Annotated in this window: 15 protein-coding genes; 3 read left to right on the top strand and 12 right to left on the bottom strand. The window is 45.9% G+C overall.

The window, feature by feature from the left end:
* Nucleotides 1-50 precede the first annotated feature (50 nt).
* The 3 genes from MHI32_RS15745 to MHI32_RS15735 all read right to left on the bottom strand — a co-directional run bounded on the left by MHI32_RS15745 (nucleotide 51) and on the right by MHI32_RS15735 (nucleotide 4,825).
* The gene (locus MHI32_RS15745; RefSeq protein ID WP_076126522.1) at nucleotides 51-1,067 is read right to left on the bottom strand and encodes a cytochrome d ubiquinol oxidase subunit II; all 1,017 of its coding nucleotides are present in this window, start codon (nucleotides 1,065-1,067) and stop codon (nucleotides 51-53) included.
* Nucleotides 1,064-2,428, bottom strand: a complete 1,365-nt coding sequence (locus MHI32_RS15740; protein ID WP_076126520.1) for a cytochrome ubiquinol oxidase subunit I — start codon at nucleotides 2,426-2,428, stop codon at nucleotides 1,064-1,066. Before MHI32_RS15740 ends, MHI32_RS15745 begins: the two co-directional genes overlap by 4 nt.
* A gap of 549 nt (nucleotides 2,429-2,977) precedes the next feature.
* Entirely contained in the window at nucleotides 2,978-4,825 is a 1,848-nt protein-coding gene (locus MHI32_RS15735; protein WP_339187084.1) for a hypothetical protein, read from the bottom strand.
* An 80-nt stretch (nucleotides 4,826-4,905) separates the two neighbouring features.
* On the opposite strand from MHI32_RS15735, the gene MHI32_RS15730 reads away from it, so the two are divergent.
* The gene (locus tag MHI32_RS15730; RefSeq protein WP_217696907.1) at nucleotides 4,906-5,541 is read left to right on the top strand and encodes a TetR/AcrR family transcriptional regulator; all 636 of its coding nucleotides are present in this window, start codon (nucleotides 4,906-4,908) and stop codon (nucleotides 5,539-5,541) included.
* Nucleotides 5,542-5,623: 82 nt separating this feature from the next.
* Here MHI32_RS15730 and MHI32_RS15725 read toward each other — a convergent pair whose 3' ends face one another.
* The 8 genes from MHI32_RS15725 to nikB all read right to left on the bottom strand — a co-directional run bounded on the left by MHI32_RS15725 (nucleotide 5,624) and on the right by nikB (nucleotide 13,544).
* Entirely contained in the window at nucleotides 5,624-6,613 is a 990-nt protein-coding gene (locus MHI32_RS15725; protein ID WP_076184906.1) for an alpha/beta hydrolase, read from the bottom strand.
* 254 nt (nucleotides 6,614-6,867) lie between these two features.
* Complete coding sequence (locus tag MHI32_RS15720; protein WP_339187082.1) at nucleotides 6,868-7,617, bottom strand: class I SAM-dependent methyltransferase; 750 nt, start codon at nucleotides 7,615-7,617, stop codon at nucleotides 6,868-6,870.
* Between the two features lie 7 nt (nucleotides 7,618-7,624).
* Nucleotides 7,625-8,377, bottom strand: a complete 753-nt coding sequence (locus MHI32_RS15715) for a class I SAM-dependent methyltransferase (protein ID WP_076184908.1) — start codon at nucleotides 8,375-8,377, stop codon at nucleotides 7,625-7,627.
* Nucleotides 8,377-10,050 carry a nickel ABC transporter substrate-binding protein gene (locus tag MHI32_RS15710; RefSeq protein ID WP_340010195.1) on the bottom strand — a complete coding sequence of 558 codons (1,674 nt, stop codon included), beginning with the start codon at nucleotides 10,048-10,050 and terminating at the stop codon, nucleotides 8,377-8,379. Before MHI32_RS15710 ends, MHI32_RS15715 begins: the two co-directional genes overlap by 1 nt.
* A gap of 18 nt (nucleotides 10,051-10,068) precedes the next feature.
* The gene (locus tag MHI32_RS15705; protein WP_340010193.1) at nucleotides 10,069-10,917 is read right to left on the bottom strand and encodes an ATP-binding cassette domain-containing protein; all 849 of its coding nucleotides are present in this window, start codon (nucleotides 10,915-10,917) and stop codon (nucleotides 10,069-10,071) included.
* 37 nt (nucleotides 10,918-10,954) lie between these two features.
* The gene (locus tag MHI32_RS15700; RefSeq protein ID WP_076126508.1) at nucleotides 10,955-11,740 is read right to left on the bottom strand and encodes an ABC transporter ATP-binding protein; all 786 of its coding nucleotides are present in this window, start codon (nucleotides 11,738-11,740) and stop codon (nucleotides 10,955-10,957) included.
* On the bottom strand, nucleotides 11,737-12,573 hold the full coding sequence (gene nikC, locus MHI32_RS15695) for a nickel transporter permease (protein WP_340012743.1): 837 nt from the start codon (nucleotides 12,571-12,573) through the stop codon (nucleotides 11,737-11,739). Before nikC ends, MHI32_RS15700 begins: the two co-directional genes overlap by 4 nt.
* A gap of 32 nt (nucleotides 12,574-12,605) precedes the next feature.
* Nucleotides 12,606-13,544 (bottom strand): nickel ABC transporter permease, encoded by a 939-nt coding sequence (gene nikB / locus MHI32_RS15690; RefSeq protein ID WP_339167901.1) that lies wholly within the window; start codon nucleotides 13,542-13,544, stop codon nucleotides 12,606-12,608.
* 239 nt (nucleotides 13,545-13,783) lie between these two features.
* On the opposite strand from nikB, the gene MHI32_RS15685 reads away from it, so the two are divergent.
* Nucleotides 13,784-14,470: a hypothetical protein gene (locus tag MHI32_RS15685; protein ID WP_340010190.1), complete on the top strand. Its 687-nt coding sequence runs from the start codon at nucleotides 13,784-13,786 to the stop codon at nucleotides 14,468-14,470.
* A 137-nt stretch (nucleotides 14,471-14,607) separates the two neighbouring features.
* On the opposite strand, the gene MHI32_RS15680 is transcribed toward MHI32_RS15685, so the two are convergent.
* Nucleotides 14,608-17,904, bottom strand: coding sequence for a chitinase N-terminal domain-containing protein (locus MHI32_RS15680; protein ID WP_339167898.1), 3,297 nt, complete (start codon nucleotides 17,902-17,904; stop codon nucleotides 14,608-14,610).
* Nucleotides 17,905-18,071: 167 nt separating this feature from the next.
* Between MHI32_RS15680 and MHI32_RS15675 the strand changes: the two genes are divergently transcribed.
* Entirely contained in the window at nucleotides 18,072-18,242 is a 171-nt protein-coding gene (locus MHI32_RS15675) for a hypothetical protein (RefSeq protein ID WP_340010188.1), read from the top strand.
* Nucleotides 18,243-18,245: the final 3 nt, after the last annotated feature.

Raw genomic sequence — 18,245 nt, 5'->3', positions numbered from 1 at the left:
CTATAGGCTTGTAGGGAAACCTCAAACATACCGTAATGGATTAATCAGCTTTATTTTTTCCCTTTAACATAATCCGCATCAAACAGGAAGAGTTTGAAGACCAGAATAAGGGATGGGATCAACAGGCATAGACCGCCGATAAACACAATAACTAACGCTAAGCCCATTGCCGGTGAAGTTGCACTGCTCTGAATCGTGATATACGGATCAAGAATATAAGGGTATTGCCCAATCCCATAAGCAAAAAAGGCACAGAAAAACTGCAACATGACGCATATAAAAGCTAATCCGTAACGGCGTCCGTTATATAACAGCCACATCGCGATCATGAAGAAAGCAACGGAAAGTGCCAGCAACCACCATAAATCCATCATATTTTGAAAATGCCGCTCATTGTGTTGACCCAAATAGATAAATGCTGTCAGTGCGAGGATTATCGTCGGTGTGCTCCAAAACAGGGCGTAGTTGCGCATCAGCTTCAACGCGGAATGATCCTCCGCCCGAGAAGCGTAAAATGTCAGAAATGAGCCGCTAATGAACAAAACGGACACGATTGCCAGTCCTACGATACTCCACGATAACGGATTGGTAAACAGCGCCCAGTAATCTAGAGAAACCGTTTCCCCCTGCTTCACGATAAAGCCGCCTTCAGACAAAGTTAGCGCCACTGACAACGATGCTGGAATAAGCAAACCTGTAGCTCCGTACAAAAAAAGATATACTATGTTTTTCTTGGAACCGTAATTTTCAAAAGCATAGAATGAACCGCGAATCGCAAGAAGAATCACTGCAATGCTTCCCGGAACAAGTAACGCGGAGCCATAATAATAGGCTGTGTCCGGAAAAAATCCGACGATGCCAATATAGAAAAAGATAAAAAATACATTTGTAATCTCCCATACGGGTGATAAATATCGGGAAATCAGACGATTAATGAGATGATCCTGCTTTGTTAAACGTGCATAAAAGGCGAAGAAGCCCGCTCCGAAATCAATGGAAGCTATAATTAAATAGCCGTACAAAAACAGCCAGAGCACCGAGATGCCAATCAATTCGTAACTCATCATTCAGTGCCCCCCTTTTCCGTAAATTGATTAGGATGATCCTTCATCCATTTCTCCATCTCAGCTTCTGCCGGATTATTGTTGAACAAGCGTCTCAGCACGATTACACACATACTGCCGAGTACGATGTACAAGAGCAATAAGGCGAAGAATATAATTCTTACATTCGGTGAAGACGTGGCAGCCTCCTCAACACGCATATATCCACGGATAATCCACGGCTGTCGGCCAATCTCTGCATAAAACCATCCCAGCTCAACAGCCAGAAAAGCGAGAGGGGCGCTCAGTGCGATGATGCGAAGCATCCACTTGTTAAGCTCATTACGCTTTTTCCAGAACACAAACAGAAAATATAGAAACGAAATCGCGAGCAGAGTAAATCCAATTCCGACCATTAAATCAAACAGATAATGAACGAGAAGCGGTGGCCATTCTTCCTTGGGGAATTCCTCGAGCCCCGTCACCTCTGCATTAAAGTCTCCAAAGGCCAGGAAGCTGAGCAGCTTCGGCAGATGAAGAGCCCCTAGAACTTCATGCTCTGCATTCAGCCATCCCAATAGTACCAAATCCACACTGCTGCTCGTCTCAAAATGCCACTCTGCCGCTGCAAGCTTCTCTGGCTGATGCTCGGCCAAAAACTTGGCAGACACATCACCGGCTAACGTGTTCAGCAAACCGAATAGTAAAACGACCGCCATCATTAGATTTAAAGATTTTTTGTGGTATGCGGACACACCTTTTCTCAGCATCGCGAAGGCTGCAATCCCGGCTAACAAGGCAGCTCCAGTCAAATAGGCCGAGCTTAATACATGGAACACTTTGGAGAACGTCGCCGTATTCAGCATCGCTTGCACCGGGTTAATCGCTGTGAATTGGCCTGCTTCCATGACAAAGCCTTCAGGCTGGTTCATGAATCCGTTCACCGTCGTAATAAAAACGGCAGACATGCCTGCCCCGGCGACAATCGGTATCGTCAGCAGCCAATGGATATACGGATTTTTGAACCGACCCCACGTATACAAATAAATGCCCAAGAAGATAGCTTCAAAGAAGAACGCGAACACCTCCATGAATAACGGAAGTGCAATGACATTCCCAGCCAGTTTCATAAAATTCGGCCATACCAGGGCCAGCTGTAGTGAAATCGCTGTACCGGTCACGACACCAACCGCCACAGAAATGACAAATCCTCGAGACCACCGCTTTGCCATAAGTGTATAATGGGGGTCCTTCTTCCGAATCCCGATAAACTCTGCTATAGCGATCATTAGCGGTATACCGACGCCAATCGTCGCAAAAATAACGTGGAACCCGAGAGTCAAGCCTGTCACCAGCCTGCTCCATAGCACCGTATCAATTGCCATTCTTTACTGCTCCCTTCAAAACACTGTTCATTTTTCTATGATTAGGCCTGCTAACTGTTGGCTGCATTCAATATCAGGTTTAGCAAGGTTCAGCGACATCGTTGCCTGTTCGTTTTAGTATGACGTTCATCGTTCTTTGCTATGTAAAAAGAGAAAAAATTCACAAAGCAAGAGTTGGCGAGCCCGATTTATCTGATACTGAGCAGTCAAAATTATAATGTGACCCAATAATTAAAATCATCTTATCTTAAATTGCAAGTAATTCAATCACAGATATCTCTTAATCCCTAAACGTTCAAGAAAGGGTCAAATCTTTCTGACAACTCAGTGAATAACACAAAAAGTACCCGAAGGAGCTATTGATTGATTAGTGCATATGTGATGTCACAAGTTCCCTCCTACTTCGATGCTGGCAAAAAAACGATATTTTCTCATTTTGAGCCATAATATATCCCCCTTTTGCAACAAAAAACACTGACTCAAATCATCAGTGTTTTTTGAATTAAAGCTAATGTCATCTTCGTCATGACAAATCTTGATCTGCCAATATCATTTAGTACGACCGTAGAAAAAAGAATACCCATCTGACTTCCCAAGCTTAGTCGTCTCCGTTCCGTCCACTAGCTTGACCGCTTTCAGCAACGATACAATTTGCGTATGCATTAGCTTTGCATCAAATTTGTCCATCTCTCTGTTGTCACTTTCCACGAGCAGATAGTCGGGCATTGGAATGAAACCAATCACCGGTATCCCTGCTTCAAATAAGGGCTGACTCTCTCCAAACTCAAACTTGTTATGTCCACGCAATAATACAGTACGTGTGCTATCTGTCTTTTCAATAGCCTTCAGCCAAATGGCTGCCATCATTTCATTGCCCGCATAGGTATATTCTGTACTTATTTGTCCAGTTGGACCATAGTGACCCGTATCATCGTCCTTCCACTCCATGCTGCCTAAATGCTCAACCGTAATTCCAGCTACAGCTTTTAAATGGCCATTCTTGCCATCCCACAGCTCTCGATGCCCCTCCATCCAGGTAGAAGTCGCCTGAGAGGACCCTTTGAACTCCGGCAATCTAAAATGCCCTGTCACAAAAGCAAATATCATCGTACGTTCCGGCTGCTCCTGCTGTAAGTAACGAATCATAGACAGCATGCCCACAGCGCCATTCTCCTCCACCACATTTATCCCATCCGTATGAGTATTTACGATAATTGCTTCGTCTTTATTCTTACCGTCAATTTTCACATAAAAGGATTCTGTTGGGGCATCTTTTTGTATTACCGCTTCTAAAATAACCGTACCTTCTTTATGCTCCTGAGCTGCCCTGATAACCTTTTGCCCTTCCGTTTCATTCACCCAGATCGCAGGGATTCCAGCATAATCGGTGGTAAAAGGCACATATTGCTCTTCAACCTTATCGTCAGATACCCCTTTCCAGACTAAAACAACAGCTTTTACGCCCATTTCCTTCGCTTGCTCCAATTTAGCTTCTTTTAATGCTGTAGTGAGGACCAGATCGCCTTCATTTGGGGCAATTTGGTTGTCCATTGGAGATGAAGCCCGCATATTCATAACGATCCCACTTGGAAAATTTCTGAAATTCTCAATTTCAATGACAGCAATTTTTCCGCTGGCCTGGCCATATTCACCACGCTTCGTATACACCAGCTCCCCAGTTACACCTTTTTCGTCAGTTTCCCCGGAATAGGGAAAAGCTGAAGAGACATGAATTGCCTGCTGATCAATCATTAAAGCACTGTTCTTTTCTTCCCATCGGTCAAAAGTATAGCGATCACGAAATACTTGCAGCCCCATATCCGTTACCTGTTGCTCCAGCCAAGCAATAAACTGATTGTGACCCTCAGAGCCGGTTGTACGGCTTCCAAAAGAATTCATTACTTCAATATCTTTGAGCATCACTGCTGCAGAATCCAAATTGCGTTCATCGATCGTCACTGTCGTATCAGCAGCTAATGCTACAGGTGTTGTAATAGGTTTTGCGTAGACTCCAATACCCCAAAGTGCAGTAACGATAAGTGCAGCAATGCTGAATAACACTTTACGAACCACTAGAAACGGAGTAACTCTTCTGCTTACCTTTTGCCCCAAGAGTCCTCTCCATATGCCCGCTATGATCAGCAAGAGGATAGAAAGCGCAAGCAGCCAAAAATTTCTTGTTAGTAAGAATAACCCTTCTGCCACCATCGCACTAATAAATACTACATGTAACTTCTCACGCTTCTTTAATAGTAAAAAAGAGATGCCTAATTCTGCTAATAAAAAGATGATGGTCACGATTGAGATTACCGTTTCTTCGCCAATGAATACCGTAGCACTTAGTGCTAGGATCAAAAGCAGCACTGCTGACAATCGTCTATATAAGATTTCTAACATGACGCCCTCCCATTTTAACTAACGATTATTTTGACATTACATTTGTAATGCCTTATGGTTTTAGCATATTGAAAAGACTCATGAAAAACAATGAAACGAACATCAGAATGTACAAACGGAGGGGAAATGTCATCTCAAATCATGAATTATACAGTCCAAATACCTCTCAGCATCGTTCCAATAAAGAAACCAACCGTTTGACAAGAGAAGCCATCTGTACGGCATTAGTCTTCTTGATCCAGGAACAGCCTTTTGACAAAATCACCATCACCGATATTGTGAAGCGCGCAGGGGTTTCTCGAACAGCCTATTACAACAACTATTCCTCCAAGCAAGAGATCCTGGTGGATTTGGTCGATTCGCTTATTTTTGAAATTAATCAAAAACTCTTACCTTACACCAATGAATTAACAGGCAAAGCTAAAGAACCTCAAAAATTTATCAAAGTGCTTTTTGAAGTTATTTTTCAGCAGCGGAACATCTACAAAGCACTTCAGAGTGCAAAGTTTGATCATGTAATTCTGGATTGCTTGAATGAAATGATGCTTTCTACTGCTCATGACAAAAGCGACGAGAATGTGTACCGAATATACTTTAAAGCGGGGGCCCTCTATAATGTTCTCCTTAAATGGATACAATCAGACTTTGCAAAATCCATAGACGAAATGACCAAAATTTGTCTTGAGGTATACCATACTCCAATGTCCCAGGAATAAGGTTTAAAAATCGTGTTTATAAATGAAAAAACAAAGAAACCACGGAACCAAGTTCGGCTCCGCAGTTTAATTATCAACCCTACTATTGAATTTGAATTTGTTTCATGTACTCTTTGAATGCCTCGGCGATTTCTTTGTATTTTGTATGATGCAGATAATGTGAACCTTCCATTGGGATCATTTTGCCCTGTGCGGATTGTTTGACTTGCTCCTCATGCAGCGGAATCCACTGTTTATTGTGCTCGTTATTTGATTGAACGAAGAGAAGCAGCGGCAAGTCATTTGGCATTGTGATTTTTTCTCCATTTTTGAAATTGGAACCGAGGTGGCCCAGTTCATTCATCAACGTTGGATTGGTCGCGACTTGATTCGAAATCAAACGCATCTGTTCTTTGGTATGCTCATCGAACGCAAGCGATTCATAGGGATCTCCGCTCACTTTTTGGACCAATCTCATTAGACCTGATTTTTGAAGAAATTTCATGGCGTTCAAAGGTAATTTGACATCCATTCCGGGTTGATTGGGAACGCTGCTATCGATGCCGACAAAAGCAAGAACTTCATCCGGATATGTGTTCACATAGGTCGCTCCGTAAAGTCCCGCGATGGAATGTCCCATTAGAATGTAACGGTCTAAACCCAGTTGCTGCAATGCTTCGTGAACCTCACTTACTATATTCTCAGTCGTTCTCTCCTTCTCGGTTTCATCGCTCAAACCATAACCGAAAGGCTCGACCACCACGACTTTATAATTAGGGGTAATTTCATCGATCAGCAATTTGAAATCAAGTGCAGGCGTCGGGGTTCCTTGTCCCGGTAGGAGTACAACAGTTTGTTCTCCACTGCCTTGAATAAGCACATTCATCTTTTTCCCATCCACATTGACATACTGGCCATACGATTCGATTTTCTTTTTCTCTACCCCGTCGCTGATTGCATCAACGATAAAAACGATGCCCATGAACAGCACGAGCGCCCCTACAATACCTCCGATTATTTTTAACCATAGGTTCCGTTTCTTGTGGCTCTTAGTCCCTGTTGTTTTTATTTCTACCTTATTTGCCACGTTCATCTCTTCCCTTCCTTGTCCCTGTATCTGAAGTGCCGCCTTGACGACATATTCAAAGTGTAATCAATCAAGATGTACTCTTCGTGACGACAATATGAACGGAATATGAACAAGACAAAAAAAGAAGTTTTAGATTAACATCAAATCGGAAATGAAATAATGTTCTTGTCCTTTACTCAAAAAGCAGCGTTTCTCATTAGAGATCGCTACTTTTTATTGTATACTTCATTTAATATGTGTAGGTTCTCACTATTCTATTATTTCTCAGCACAAATCATGAATATCGGTGTTGACCGGTTTAAGACTTGCTGTTTCTCATCCAGAATTTTTGCGTTCAAATTCTCTTCAGCAAAAATATTAGCGAAGCCTTCTTTTTTGAGAGTCCGTATATCCCACTCGGGACGCCATTCTCTGGTCAGCGGCAATACAAGACTCAGACGGTCTGTCTCCTCTATGTCCTTATGATGCGGGAGTTCACCAAAGCCCTTATCTACATAGGTTTGCTGATCCTCTACTCGCTTTTGCTGCATCTCTTCGTCCCAGAGATGGCGATTCCAGTTGGCATCAAAAACCAGCAGCCGTCCCCCAGGCTTAAGTACTCTTCTCCACTCTTTGTAGGCTGACTGCGGATCGGTAAGGCTCCAGGTGACATTGCGGCACACGATCAGATCGAAGCTCTCCGCAGCAAAGTCAAGCTTGTGCGAATCCATCTTGCGGAAAGTAACGGTTACACCTTCACGAATGGAGTGGGCAAGTGCTTCTTCCAGCATATTGTCGGTGCAATCGATCGCAGTAACCAGATGCCCGGCACTCGAAAGAATCACAGAGAAGAAGCCAGGACCGCAGCCAATATCTAGGACATGCAGTCTTTCCTTCTGCGGTGCATTAGTGAGGATAAGCTTCAGCCAGGCTTCCCGCTGGAATCCGTTGAGTTCCTTCTGAATGCCTTCGCTGTACAGCTCGGCTTCGCCTTCCCAATACATTCCCACCTCTTGTTGTATACCCATTTATCATTCACTCCTTCTTGGCAAGTATCATGAACCGGTTTACATTCTGGTAACCGTATTTCAAATAATCTAGCGGCATCGCACGGGCAGGGATAAAGTTCCGGTGAACATCTATGGTTCGGAACCCGGCCTGTTTCAGCGCTGTCTCGTCAGCTTCAGGCCGTAATACATTAACATATGGCAACTCGCTTAGCAGGCTTTTATCTTGACTGCTTCGCTGGCGGATTCTTTGTTCTGTGAGTAGAATCAGTGTCCAGGACAAGGCATACCAAAGTCTATGGAATACAGTCTTGCTCTCTTTATACAAATAGTTACCGTCAAAAATAATCAGGGTCCCGCCCGGTTTTAGAATCCGATACCATTCAGCATAAGCCCTCTGTGGATCAGGAAGCGTCCATACTACATCCCTGCAGACCACTGCCTCAAAGCTATTCTCTAGCTCCATATGCAAATCGGCAGCATCAGCGACATAAGCTGGAACTTTATATCCATAACTCTCAAAATTTCGTGAAGCTCTATCGATCATTCCCTGAGAGGTATCCACCGCTGTAGGCAGATGACCCATCTGTGATAAGAGTATGGAGAAAAAGCCAGGCCCTGTTCCCACATCCAGCACCTTTTGCTGGGGAGTTGTTCCCAACCCTTTAATAAGCAGTTGTTTCCAGAGGTTTATGGTTTTTTTGCTGCGGAATTGAGTCTGTATGACTTTGTCATAACTCTCCGAGCTTGATGTCCAGTATTTCGAAATCTCTTTTAACATCATTTTTCTCCTATGTCGAGTAGATTCCAGAAGACCGGCATAAAGGTAGAGTACCCCGGTTTAAATCCAGTCACTCTATTATTTACTGCCAAGATATCGTCAGGAAAATAAATAGCTGCAAACATAGCCTCCTGATACAATTTGGAGAAAATGGAGTCATATGCGGTCTGACGTTCCTGAATATCGGTTGTTCCTACTGCTGTGTCAATCAGTGATTCTAGTCCAGGATCAGACCATACGACAGCAGATGCGTCAGCTGTTTTATGAAATAGGGACAGCAAGAATGCATGCGGATTATAGGCATCATCATAAGTCCGGTACATGATTAGATCATAGGCTTTGCTTGTCCATAAGGCATCGTAATAGGCATTCGGCTCAAGAACCTGAAGATTCACTCTAATGCCAATCTCCTTTAACTCAGACTGAACCAGTTCACTAATCGACTTCCATTCGGGATATTCAGCCTGCTGCAGCACGAAATTAAGCTCAAGCGGCGCTCCGTCCTTCTGTACAATTCGATCTCCGTCCGAATCCGTGTAACCGGCAGCTGCTAGCAGTTGCTTCGCTTCCAGCAAATCAAAGCCGTACCAAGTATTATTGGACTCCGTCACATAAGGAACTGTCAGCGGGAACAGGCCTTGAGCTTCACTGCCGATACCGTCCATAAGATCATCGACAATGCTTTTTTTATTAATTGCCAAATTGATAGCTTTGCGCACATTCAGATCTTGAAGTGCGGGCGTTTTGTAGTTAAAGATCATGAAATGTGAGTTTGTTCCTTGTGCTTTTTGCAAGGTCAGTGAAGAATCTGCTTCAATCACTGGCACGCTTTCGACTGGTAGCTTACCCATTTGTCCCCCGGCAATGTCAACATCTCCAGCTTGCAGCGCTAGTACTCTGGACTGTGGATCAGGGATTACCTTTAAAATAATTTTCGACAGCTTCGGCATTTCTCCCCAATACTTCGGATTTCTGACCAGTACGGCTTCCTGATCTGTTTTGTAGCTCACAGCTATCCATGCGCCAGTTCCAATCGCTTTGATGAATTTACCCGTAATATCTCCTGCGGGTTCCACAGCGGAAGGGCTGATAATTCGGACCGGTCTTGCAAAGGATAACTCAGTTAAGAAGGGATAATACGCTTTGTTGAATGTCATTGTAATCGTATGTTCGTCCACAACAACAAGGGATTGCATCGCAGTCGCCACATTTAACGAATTGGCTGGATCCTTAATCCAGCGTTCGAAGGAGAATTTAACCGCGTCGGCATTAAACTCCGTACCGTCAGAGAATTTGACGTCATGGCGAAGATGGAACGTATATACTTTCCCATCTTTTGAAATATCCCAAGACTCCGCAAGCGACGGCAGTATTTCACCTTTTTCACCATACTCCACTAACCCCTCATATATCATCGCGTGCACATTTATCGAACCATCATAGGCACCGGCATCCAATCGGTCTATACCGGCATCAGACGATATAGCAACAGTGACTGTCTTGTCCTGAGCTTCAGATTCTTGTGCAGCTTCATTATTGGCGGTATTATTGGCTCTAGCCGTAGAATTGCTGTTATTACTGTTGCTGCAACCTGATATCAACACAACTATTACAAGAAGCATAAAGAATAACGATTTTGATAATAGGTTTTTTGTCTTAGGGTTCGTTCTCATTCTTGGTACATCCTTTCTCTACTTAACATCATAGGAATGGCTGGGTTGCCACTCTTCTCCCAGTCTCTTCTTTCTTAAGCGGGGGTCCTGCACAGGTACCGAGGAGAGCAATGTTTTTGTATAAGGGTGGTCTGCTTGCTGCAACATGGTTGCACCCGATTGCTTCTCTACAATTTCCCCTTGACACATTACAGCCACACTGTCGCAAAAACGATTTACAACTGACAAGTCATGTGTAATGAATACATAGGATAATCCCAGCTCATGCTTCAATTCCTGCAGCAGATCCATCATTTGCTTTCGCAGGGTGACATCGAGACTTGAGAAAGGTTCATCGCAGATAATCAGCTCCGGCCGCAAGGCGATTGCGCGCGCAATTCCGACCCTTTGCTGCTGTCCGCCGCTGAGTTCATGCGGATAGCGGTGAATATGCCGCCTTTCAAGTCCCACAAGCTCAAGTGTGTCTGCTACCGTGGCCCTGCGGGCTCCAGCCTTGCTCTCTCCATAGTTTCGAAGAGGCTCCCCGATAATTTGCTCTACCGTAAACAACGGATTAAATGAAGCCAGACTGTTCTGAAACACCATCTGCATCTTCCTGCGGATCATGCGCATTTCGCTAAAGGTCCAATCCGTATAATCCTCGTTCCGGTACATAACTCTTCCGGAGGATGGTTTCTCCAGTCCCAGCAGAAGTCTGGCCAAAGTGCTCTTACCACAGCCACTTTCCCCCACTAAACCAAGGGTCTCACCGCTCTCCAGACTGAGAGACAGGTTGTTGACGGCATGAACACTTCTGGCATTACGTGTGAACCACCCCCTTTCCATCCCATATTTCTTGTTCAGGCTTACCGCTTTCAATAACTTCAAGATCACCACGTCCCTTAAAAATGTAATATTACCGTTGTTATCTGCACTCCATTAAGTATTTAGTATAGGGATGCACGGGATTAGAAAAGAGTTCAAACACATTGCCTGATTCCACAATCTTCCCGGACTTCATCACATATACATAATCTGCAAGCTCCGCAACAACGCCAAGATCATGGGTAATTAATAGGATGCCGACATTGTTCGTCCATCTGATTCGGTCCAGCTCTTTAAGAATCTGGGCTTGAATGGTTACATCCAATGCCGTTGTAGGCTCATCTGCAATTAGCAATTGTGCTCCGGATACCAGGGCGATGGCGATCATTACTCTTTGACACATACCACCGCTAATTTGAAAAGGATATTTATTGAAAAGCAATTTAGGCTCGCTGAGCCCTGCTTGCTCCATCTGCCTCATGGCAAGCAGCTTTGCTTCTTTTCCCGATATACGCTTGTGCAGTTTAATCGTCTCCATGATCTGCCTGCCAATAGTAAGTACCGGATTCAGCGCGTTCATAGGATCTTGAAAGATAACAGCCATTTCTGTTCCCCGAAGTTTCTGTAACTGACGGCTGGAGCACTCACGTAGATTGTTACCCTTAAGCCAGATTTCTCCACTCTCAACTATGCCTGGAGAATCTACTAATCCTAATATGGACATTGCCGTAACACTTTTACCGCTGCCGCTCTCACCTACAAGTGCGACAATCTGCCGGGATTTCACCTCGATACTGACATCATCAACCGCTGTAACTTTATAACTGCCTGTGTGAAAGCAGGTGCGTAAATGACTGACCTTCAGCAGTGGAGACTCTGCCATCATATTCTGACCCCCCACTTTACTACAGAATTGAAAGCACGCTCTGGTTGTCGCAAGCCTTCTCCCAACAGATTAAAGCCCAGAACCGCCAGCATGATCATCATTCCCGGAAATAGCATCAACCGCGGCTCCGTTTGAATATAGGCACGGCTGTCGTTCAGCATTACTCCCCATTCCGGTGTAGGCGGCTGAGCTCCCAAACCCAGAAAGGACAAACCCGCAATGGAGAGCATAATCGTACCCACTTCCATAGAAGCAAGAACCAGAATAGGCCGGGCTGCGTTCAGCAGAATATGCCTGAAAATAATTTGTGAATGAGAAGTGCCTGACGCTTTGGCCGCTGTAATATATTCACTTTCCTTGATTTGAAGGACCATACTGCGTATCACTCTGGCATACCCCGTCCACCAGACAGCAGCAAATGCGATTAGCAGATTCTTCATACTGGGACCTAGCATGGCTGTAATAGCAAGGGATAGGATTAAGCTGGGAAAGGCAAGCAATATATCTATGATCCGCATAATCAAATGATCGATCTTGCCGCCAGCGTAACCAGCCAGTAAACCAACAGGGATGCTAATCGCAAAAACAACGATCAACACCATAAACGAATAATTCAGGGAGGTTCGGGTCCCATAGATTAATCGGGATAAGACACAGCGTCCCAGATGATCCGTACCGAGCGGGTATTGCCAGGAAGGTAAAGCCAGTTTGTGTTCCATGTGAATCTGCAGCGGATCGGAAGGTGAAAGCCATGGGGCAAAGAGTCCAACGGATATGAACAAAAGTACTATGCCCGCTCCTAACCTTGCTCCCTTATTCTTAAATAAGCTAATACGAAATATGACAATCCGCTCCTTCTAAATCGTCACCGCAGCCTGATTCGCGGATCCAGCAGCAGATGTAATAAATCCACTGTCAAGTTAATCAGGACAACGACAACAGCCATCCATAATACGTAACCCTGAATGACAATATAGTCTTTCGCAAAAATCGCCTCAACGGCATACTTACCAATTCCCGGCCAAGAAAATATAGTTTCAACAATAACGGAACCGCCTAAAAGCCCCGCTATGTTAACCCCAAGGAGGGTAAGACTCGGAAGAAGCGCATTACGAAGTGCATGCCGAATGATTATTCTCCATTCCTGCAGCCCCTTAGCTCTAGCTGCTGTGATGTAACGCTTGCCCAATACGTCTAGGAGACTGGAACGAATCAAGCGGATGTAGACTCCTGCCATACCAAATCCTAGTGTGAGGGCAGGTAGAATGACACTGGATACCCCATCCATTCCCATCACAGGAAATAGCTTAAACTTCACCGCACCATAATAAATCAGAAGCAGACTTAGCCAGTATCCTGGCATTGAAACACTGAGCATTGCACATACTCTTCCCAGTCGATCAAGCATTCTACCCGGATATAATGCAGACCCCACTCCTATCGGCAGGGCAATAAGAATAGCGGACAATACGGAACAGGCACTGAGCAGTATAGTTGCCGGAAAACGACTCATCAGCTCTGTGAACACTGGACGACCGCTGCTGTAAGATAAGCCAAAATCGAGATGGGATACCCGGTTCAACCAGTGAAAATATTGCTTATGTACAGGACCATCCAGACCAAGTGTATGTCTGGTCGCCTCAATAGCTTCCTGCGTAGGTTTGATGCCGTCAGCACGCAGCATGATCTCCGCTGGATCACCTGGTGTTAAATGCATCAGCGCAAAGGTAATGCAAGAGATGCCGAGCAGCACGGGGATGAGCTGCAATAAGCGTTGCAACAAGTATCGATTGATGGCATTCAACTCCAAAATCTTAATCGTAATAATTACGATTATAGCATAATCTTTTTAAATTAATAGTCTTAAATTGATTTATTTTATGTAGGACATAAAAAAATCAACCCCTATTAAATGAGTTGATCTTTAAACATTTGGTCTCTGCACAGTCGCAACTATTTTTCACAATAATATTGTCAAATCCTTAGGAATCATGTCATTATAAGTAGGTTCATATTAAAAATAACAATAAAGGAAGTGTGTATTTGAGTCGGTTCAATCTAGTCCTCATCTATGTTTTATCCATCATGATAGCTTTTCTTTTAGGGATTTACGTGGCCCCTAGCGTTGAAACACGCTTCAATGGGCAGACTGTGGCAAGTAATCCCGTTATCGAAGAAATACCGCCTAGTACCTTAGATAAAGCTGCTATTGCTGCTGAATCCAACACTACTGGATCCAATCCTACTGAATCTTCCCCTTCCCCTTCCCCTTCCCCGGAAGCCGTTGTCTTGGAAGATATGCCTTCGGATGATGATACTGGACCCGTCGGTGATGACTCTGAAGATCTGTCAGTAGCAGATACCCCATCCGGGCAAGGGATTGGTGCGCCATTAGAATTCAAGTATAGTACGAACTCTGCCGATGCTGTTAAGCTTACTTGGGAAGCTGACAACTTAACTGGAAAAAGGATCAATTATTACACAGCCTACATCAGCACGTTTAATCCAGTAGGCGATCCTTCCAATGATCAGCTGAACGGCAAGAGCAGCTTTTCACTTAAATATGTGGGGCCGGTTGAGCCCAATGATACTTTATTTATTTTCAGTGATTTTACATATCAGAATACAATACATACGATTATTATTGACCAGCTCACACTTCAATATGATGATGGTACTATCGAGACCTTCGACTATGGTTACGAAACTACCGATGATAGCGGCCTATAATCCACATGATTTGCAGCCCTGGTGCGAACCAGGGCTTTTTGCGAGGCACAATTGAACTAATGGTAATGTAAAAAACGAAGAGTGGCCTGGAATCCGGCGCTCTTCGTTTTTTACTTTTATTGTTACTGTCAGTCTGTTTAGCGGATGACCGTTACCTTGATCGTATCACTGGCAGTCACTCCCGCCGCGTTGACCAGCTCCGCCCGATATTCGTACACACCGGCAGTGCGTCCGCTGATAGTGGTTGCTGCACTTTGTGCCGAAGGCGTATGGGCATTCAGCGGCTGCGAGTCGATGAGCTCCCCGTTCTCATACAGGCGGTATTCTGTAGCGTTAGTCCCCCACCACAGATTCATCGACACCTTATAGGTGCCATCTCCGTCCCAGTTATCTTCGGATAGTATCGGCTTGCCCGGCGCGGAGTCACTTATGGTGACCGTAAGCGGATCGCTCTTGGTCGTGCCATATTTGTTGATTAACTCCGCAGTGTAAACATAAGTGCCGTTCACCTTACCATGAAGATCTGTACTTGCCGTCTGGGCAGCCGGCGATACATCTTTCAGTGTCTTGGAATCAATCAGTGTGCCGTTCTCATAGAGTTTGTAACTCGTGCCGTTATTACCCCACCATAGGTTCATGGTGACTGTATAGTTACCATCACTAAGTCCATTAGCATAGCTGCTGTTGGAGGATAGCACAGCTTGTCCTGGCTTACCAGTCGCAATCACCTGGCCGCCAATAACCTGAAACGTATTGTTCTTTTCAGTCGTATTGCCGGCCGCGTCATGCACGATGTATTTCACGGTGTGGGGGCCGGCGCCTAAATCGGCGGCGCTCAGGGTCTGGCCTTCGGCAATCGGTCTTCCATCTAATAGAAGCTGTTTCGAGGTTACACCTGACAATACATCGTCAGCAGTCAATTCAAAGGAAAGCTGCGCTCCTTCTTCTACATCTCTCACCTCATGACCGGATTCTTTCAGTTCGGCAACCGGTGGAGCCGTATCAATATTGAGGTTCAGCGTCTTTAGATCTTCCGCTTTGCCTTTTGCCGGCACAGCATGGTATGTCAATGTATGCCGCCCGTCTTCCTTCAGGTCCACAGGTGTACTGTACTCAGCTTCCTTGTTGCCGTTCAGCGAGTAATAAACATTAGCTGTATCTGTATTCGCCTTCAGGGTAACGGTGACTGGCTGGTTAAACCAGCCGGAAGCATTAGGCTCGGCAGAAAGCGTCGCCGTTGTTACCGGAGCTCCCTCTTCTGCTGCTGCGGCGAAGTCATCGAGGCTTCTCGGCTTGAGCTGGTAGATGCCTTTAAAAATTGCGGCAACACCTGTAATATTAAGTTTCTGTCCCTCTGTATAAGGGAAGATATCCTTAGTAATGCCTGTCCGGGCATCCACGCGCACATGATTGCTTGTCCCGTCGGCATTGACGGCGTCGAATTCAAAGGAGCCGCTTGGCGTAGCGTTGATAATGTTCGCCACGGTCACACCGTTCAGTTGAACCAATTGGCCTTGGTTGGCATCATTCACCATGCTCGCCGCAATCGGCTGCGGTAGTGTCGCCGTGCCCGTCTTCGCAATTTGCACTGCTTCTGTCAGCTCCAGCTCTGTGTTGTACAATGCGGTGGACGCTGTTACCTTGACCTTATCGCCCACGTGGAAGCCGCTCTGACTCTGAAAGACATAAACCCCACCGGTTCCATCTTGGAGATAGAAGGACTGTCCGCCGAAGATACCCGGCTCAGTCGTCACGGTCCCCTCCACCGTTACCAGTGATCCGGCTGCCTTAGCCCGGGAGTCGCTGATAGAGATTGTAGCCGGAATGGGATCTTCCTCAGCCGGAAGCGGTTCAGCAGGAACATTGCCCAGCGTCACCGATTCAGTCTTGAGGTTTGTACTGTTCTGGCGAAGGCGCAGATTGGATGCAGCTGTGGTGCCCGGCTTGATCTGGATCGTCAGATCCTTATAGGCATGACCGTTCAGATCACCTGTCAGATTGAATGAGGAGCTATAGCCGTAGCTGCTTGGCCAGGTACCGTCGCTGTTCTGAATCTTGGCGATTTGGGCGCCGCTGCTTACCTGGTAGACACCTACCTGGAAGCCGGATACGCTTGTGCCTGCAGGAAGATTATCTGCACTCACCCGAATCTGAAAATTCTGTGCATTTGGCAGCACAGCCTGGTGCGTGAAGTTATAAACCGCACTTGCAGTGGCTGCCGGTCCGCCGTAGGAGCCTGCTTTGAAGGTGCTGCGATCATACCATTTGTAGCCAGCATTAGGTTGAGCCCAAGGCTCCGGCTGCGGCTCAGTGGACAGCGCCGGCTCCTCGAATGGCAGCAGTGTTGTCGGCTGATCTAGCGTCAGGCCATTCACCTGGGTGAAATCCGTATAGCTCTCCTGCTCGGCGAGCCAGTTCACGGTGTTAACCAGCAGTGTGGCATCGTCCACTTCCTTGAAGCCATCGTAAGTTGTTTTCTTGGCGCCGGTATCTTCGCGCAGGTATTTAGGTGTTGCATCCTCTACAGGAGATGAGTCACCGATGAAGGCTGCCTTGCCGGCGCCTTTTTTAGCAACTGCCACATAGGGACCTTCTGCCACACCGCCGCCGTTATAGACCCCCTGGTCTACGGCATTGGCCCAGGCAGCATTGGTTTGCGGCAGGTAGACGATACCTTTCGCACGGGCTGGGTCTAGAATGGCCAGCGTTGAACCGGCATGCATAGCTACCGCTGATACGCCCGTTGTAATGCCGAAGGCTTGATCGGGAGCCACGACGTTGGTTGCGTTAATGTCGCCAAGCGCATTGTAGCGGAAACGGACACCGAACTCGTCCGCCAGCCAGTCAGAGCTAACCACACCCTGCATGGCTGAAGAAGCGACCTCATCGGCATTCATGCCTTTGGCTGGATTGTCCCACGCTCCACGGCGGTAGCCGTTGAAAGCTTCTGAACCATCCCAGCGGTTTTTGTTGCGGTCGGCGTTATAATGGTCGCCGATGAAGAAAATACTGCCGCCATCCTCCACATATTCCGCCATCGCAAGCTGCTCGCTTGCTTTGTAGGGCACGTTGGATTCGGCGACGATGTAGACATCATAATCGGAAAGATCACTCAAAGTAATTGGAGTCGTCTTGCGGAGTTCTTTGACATAATAGCCTTCCTGGGCAAGGGCATTCCCAAAGTCTGAAAAAGCGCCGTCAATCACCCAATCGGCTGCTCCCGCAGTCTGCTCATGGGTGTTGTCGAACAGGATCTTCTGGCCTGCATGCTCATTGACGACTTTGGCCTCAATGTACGGCGCAGGATCGTTTGGTCCTTCTGCGAATACCGCCGAACCGGCTCCGAACGTGAACAGCTGAAGTGGTACGGCCACCGCCACAGCTAGAGTGCTGTTCATCAGCCTCTTTTTCCAAACTGAATTCTTCTCCTTCATACCCTTCCTCCTCAAGATATAGTCCGGTGAGTAATTACCATAAATACCCACCTGCTAGACATCTACTATCCTATCTCAAAACAATTAAAAAAAAGATAGATTTATGTAAACTGCTGTAAAAATTATACTTTTGGCCTATAAAACGGGTCGAATATAGAAAGGGTATTATGAAAAAAGTCACAGTTGCTGAGGCTTATGATGAAGGATTGGACTATCGGGATATTAGCAAAAAAAAAACGAAACGGATAAATGCTCCGTTTCGCTCTCTTCCTATGTCGCCGCTGGCAGTTTCTGCTTGTTGTCCTGGTATCAATATTCCAGAAACATCAGTGGCTTAAGTA

Origin of the sequence: Paenibacillus sp. FSL H7-0690 (assembly GCF_037980415.1) — a bacterium.
GTDB lineage: Bacteria > Bacillota > Bacilli > Paenibacillales > Paenibacillaceae > Paenibacillus_AQ > Paenibacillus_AQ odorifer.
This window is presented reverse-complemented; position numbering and strand designations above follow the sequence as displayed.

Coding starts and splice junctions, on each gene's coding strand:
- MHI32_RS15680 (WP_339167898.1), bottom strand. CDS start 17,904: ATGAAGGAGAAGAATTCAGTTTGGAAAAAGAGGCTGATGAACAGCACT.
- MHI32_RS15720 (WP_339187082.1), bottom strand. CDS start 7,617: ATGGGTATACAACAAGAGGTGGGAATGTATTGGGAAGGCGAAGCCGAG.
- MHI32_RS15735 (WP_339187084.1), bottom strand. CDS start 4,825: ATGTTAGAAATCTTATATAGACGATTGTCAGCAGTGCTGCTTTTGATC.
- MHI32_RS15700 (WP_076126508.1), bottom strand. CDS start 11,740: ATGATGGCAGAGTCTCCACTGCTGAAGGTCAGTCATTTACGCACCTGC.
- MHI32_RS15710 (WP_340010195.1), bottom strand. CDS start 10,050: ATGAGAACGAACCCTAAGACAAAAAACCTATTATCAAAATCGTTATTC.
- MHI32_RS15675 (WP_340010188.1), top strand. CDS start 18,072: ATGAAAAAAGTCACAGTTGCTGAGGCTTATGATGAAGGATTGGACTAT.
- MHI32_RS15730 (WP_217696907.1), top strand. CDS start 4,906: ATGAAAAACAATGAAACGAACATCAGAATGTACAAACGGAGGGGAAAT.
- MHI32_RS15725 (WP_076184906.1), bottom strand. CDS start 6,613: ATGAACGTGGCAAATAAGGTAGAAATAAAAACAACAGGGACTAAGAGC.
- MHI32_RS15745 (WP_076126522.1), bottom strand. CDS start 1,067: ATGATGAGTTACGAATTGATTGGCATCTCGGTGCTCTGGCTGTTTTTG.
- MHI32_RS15740 (WP_076126520.1), bottom strand. CDS start 2,428: ATGGCAATTGATACGGTGCTATGGAGCAGGCTGGTGACAGGCTTGACT.
- MHI32_RS15715 (WP_076184908.1), bottom strand. CDS start 8,377: ATGTTAAAAGAGATTTCGAAATACTGGACATCAAGCTCGGAGAGTTAT.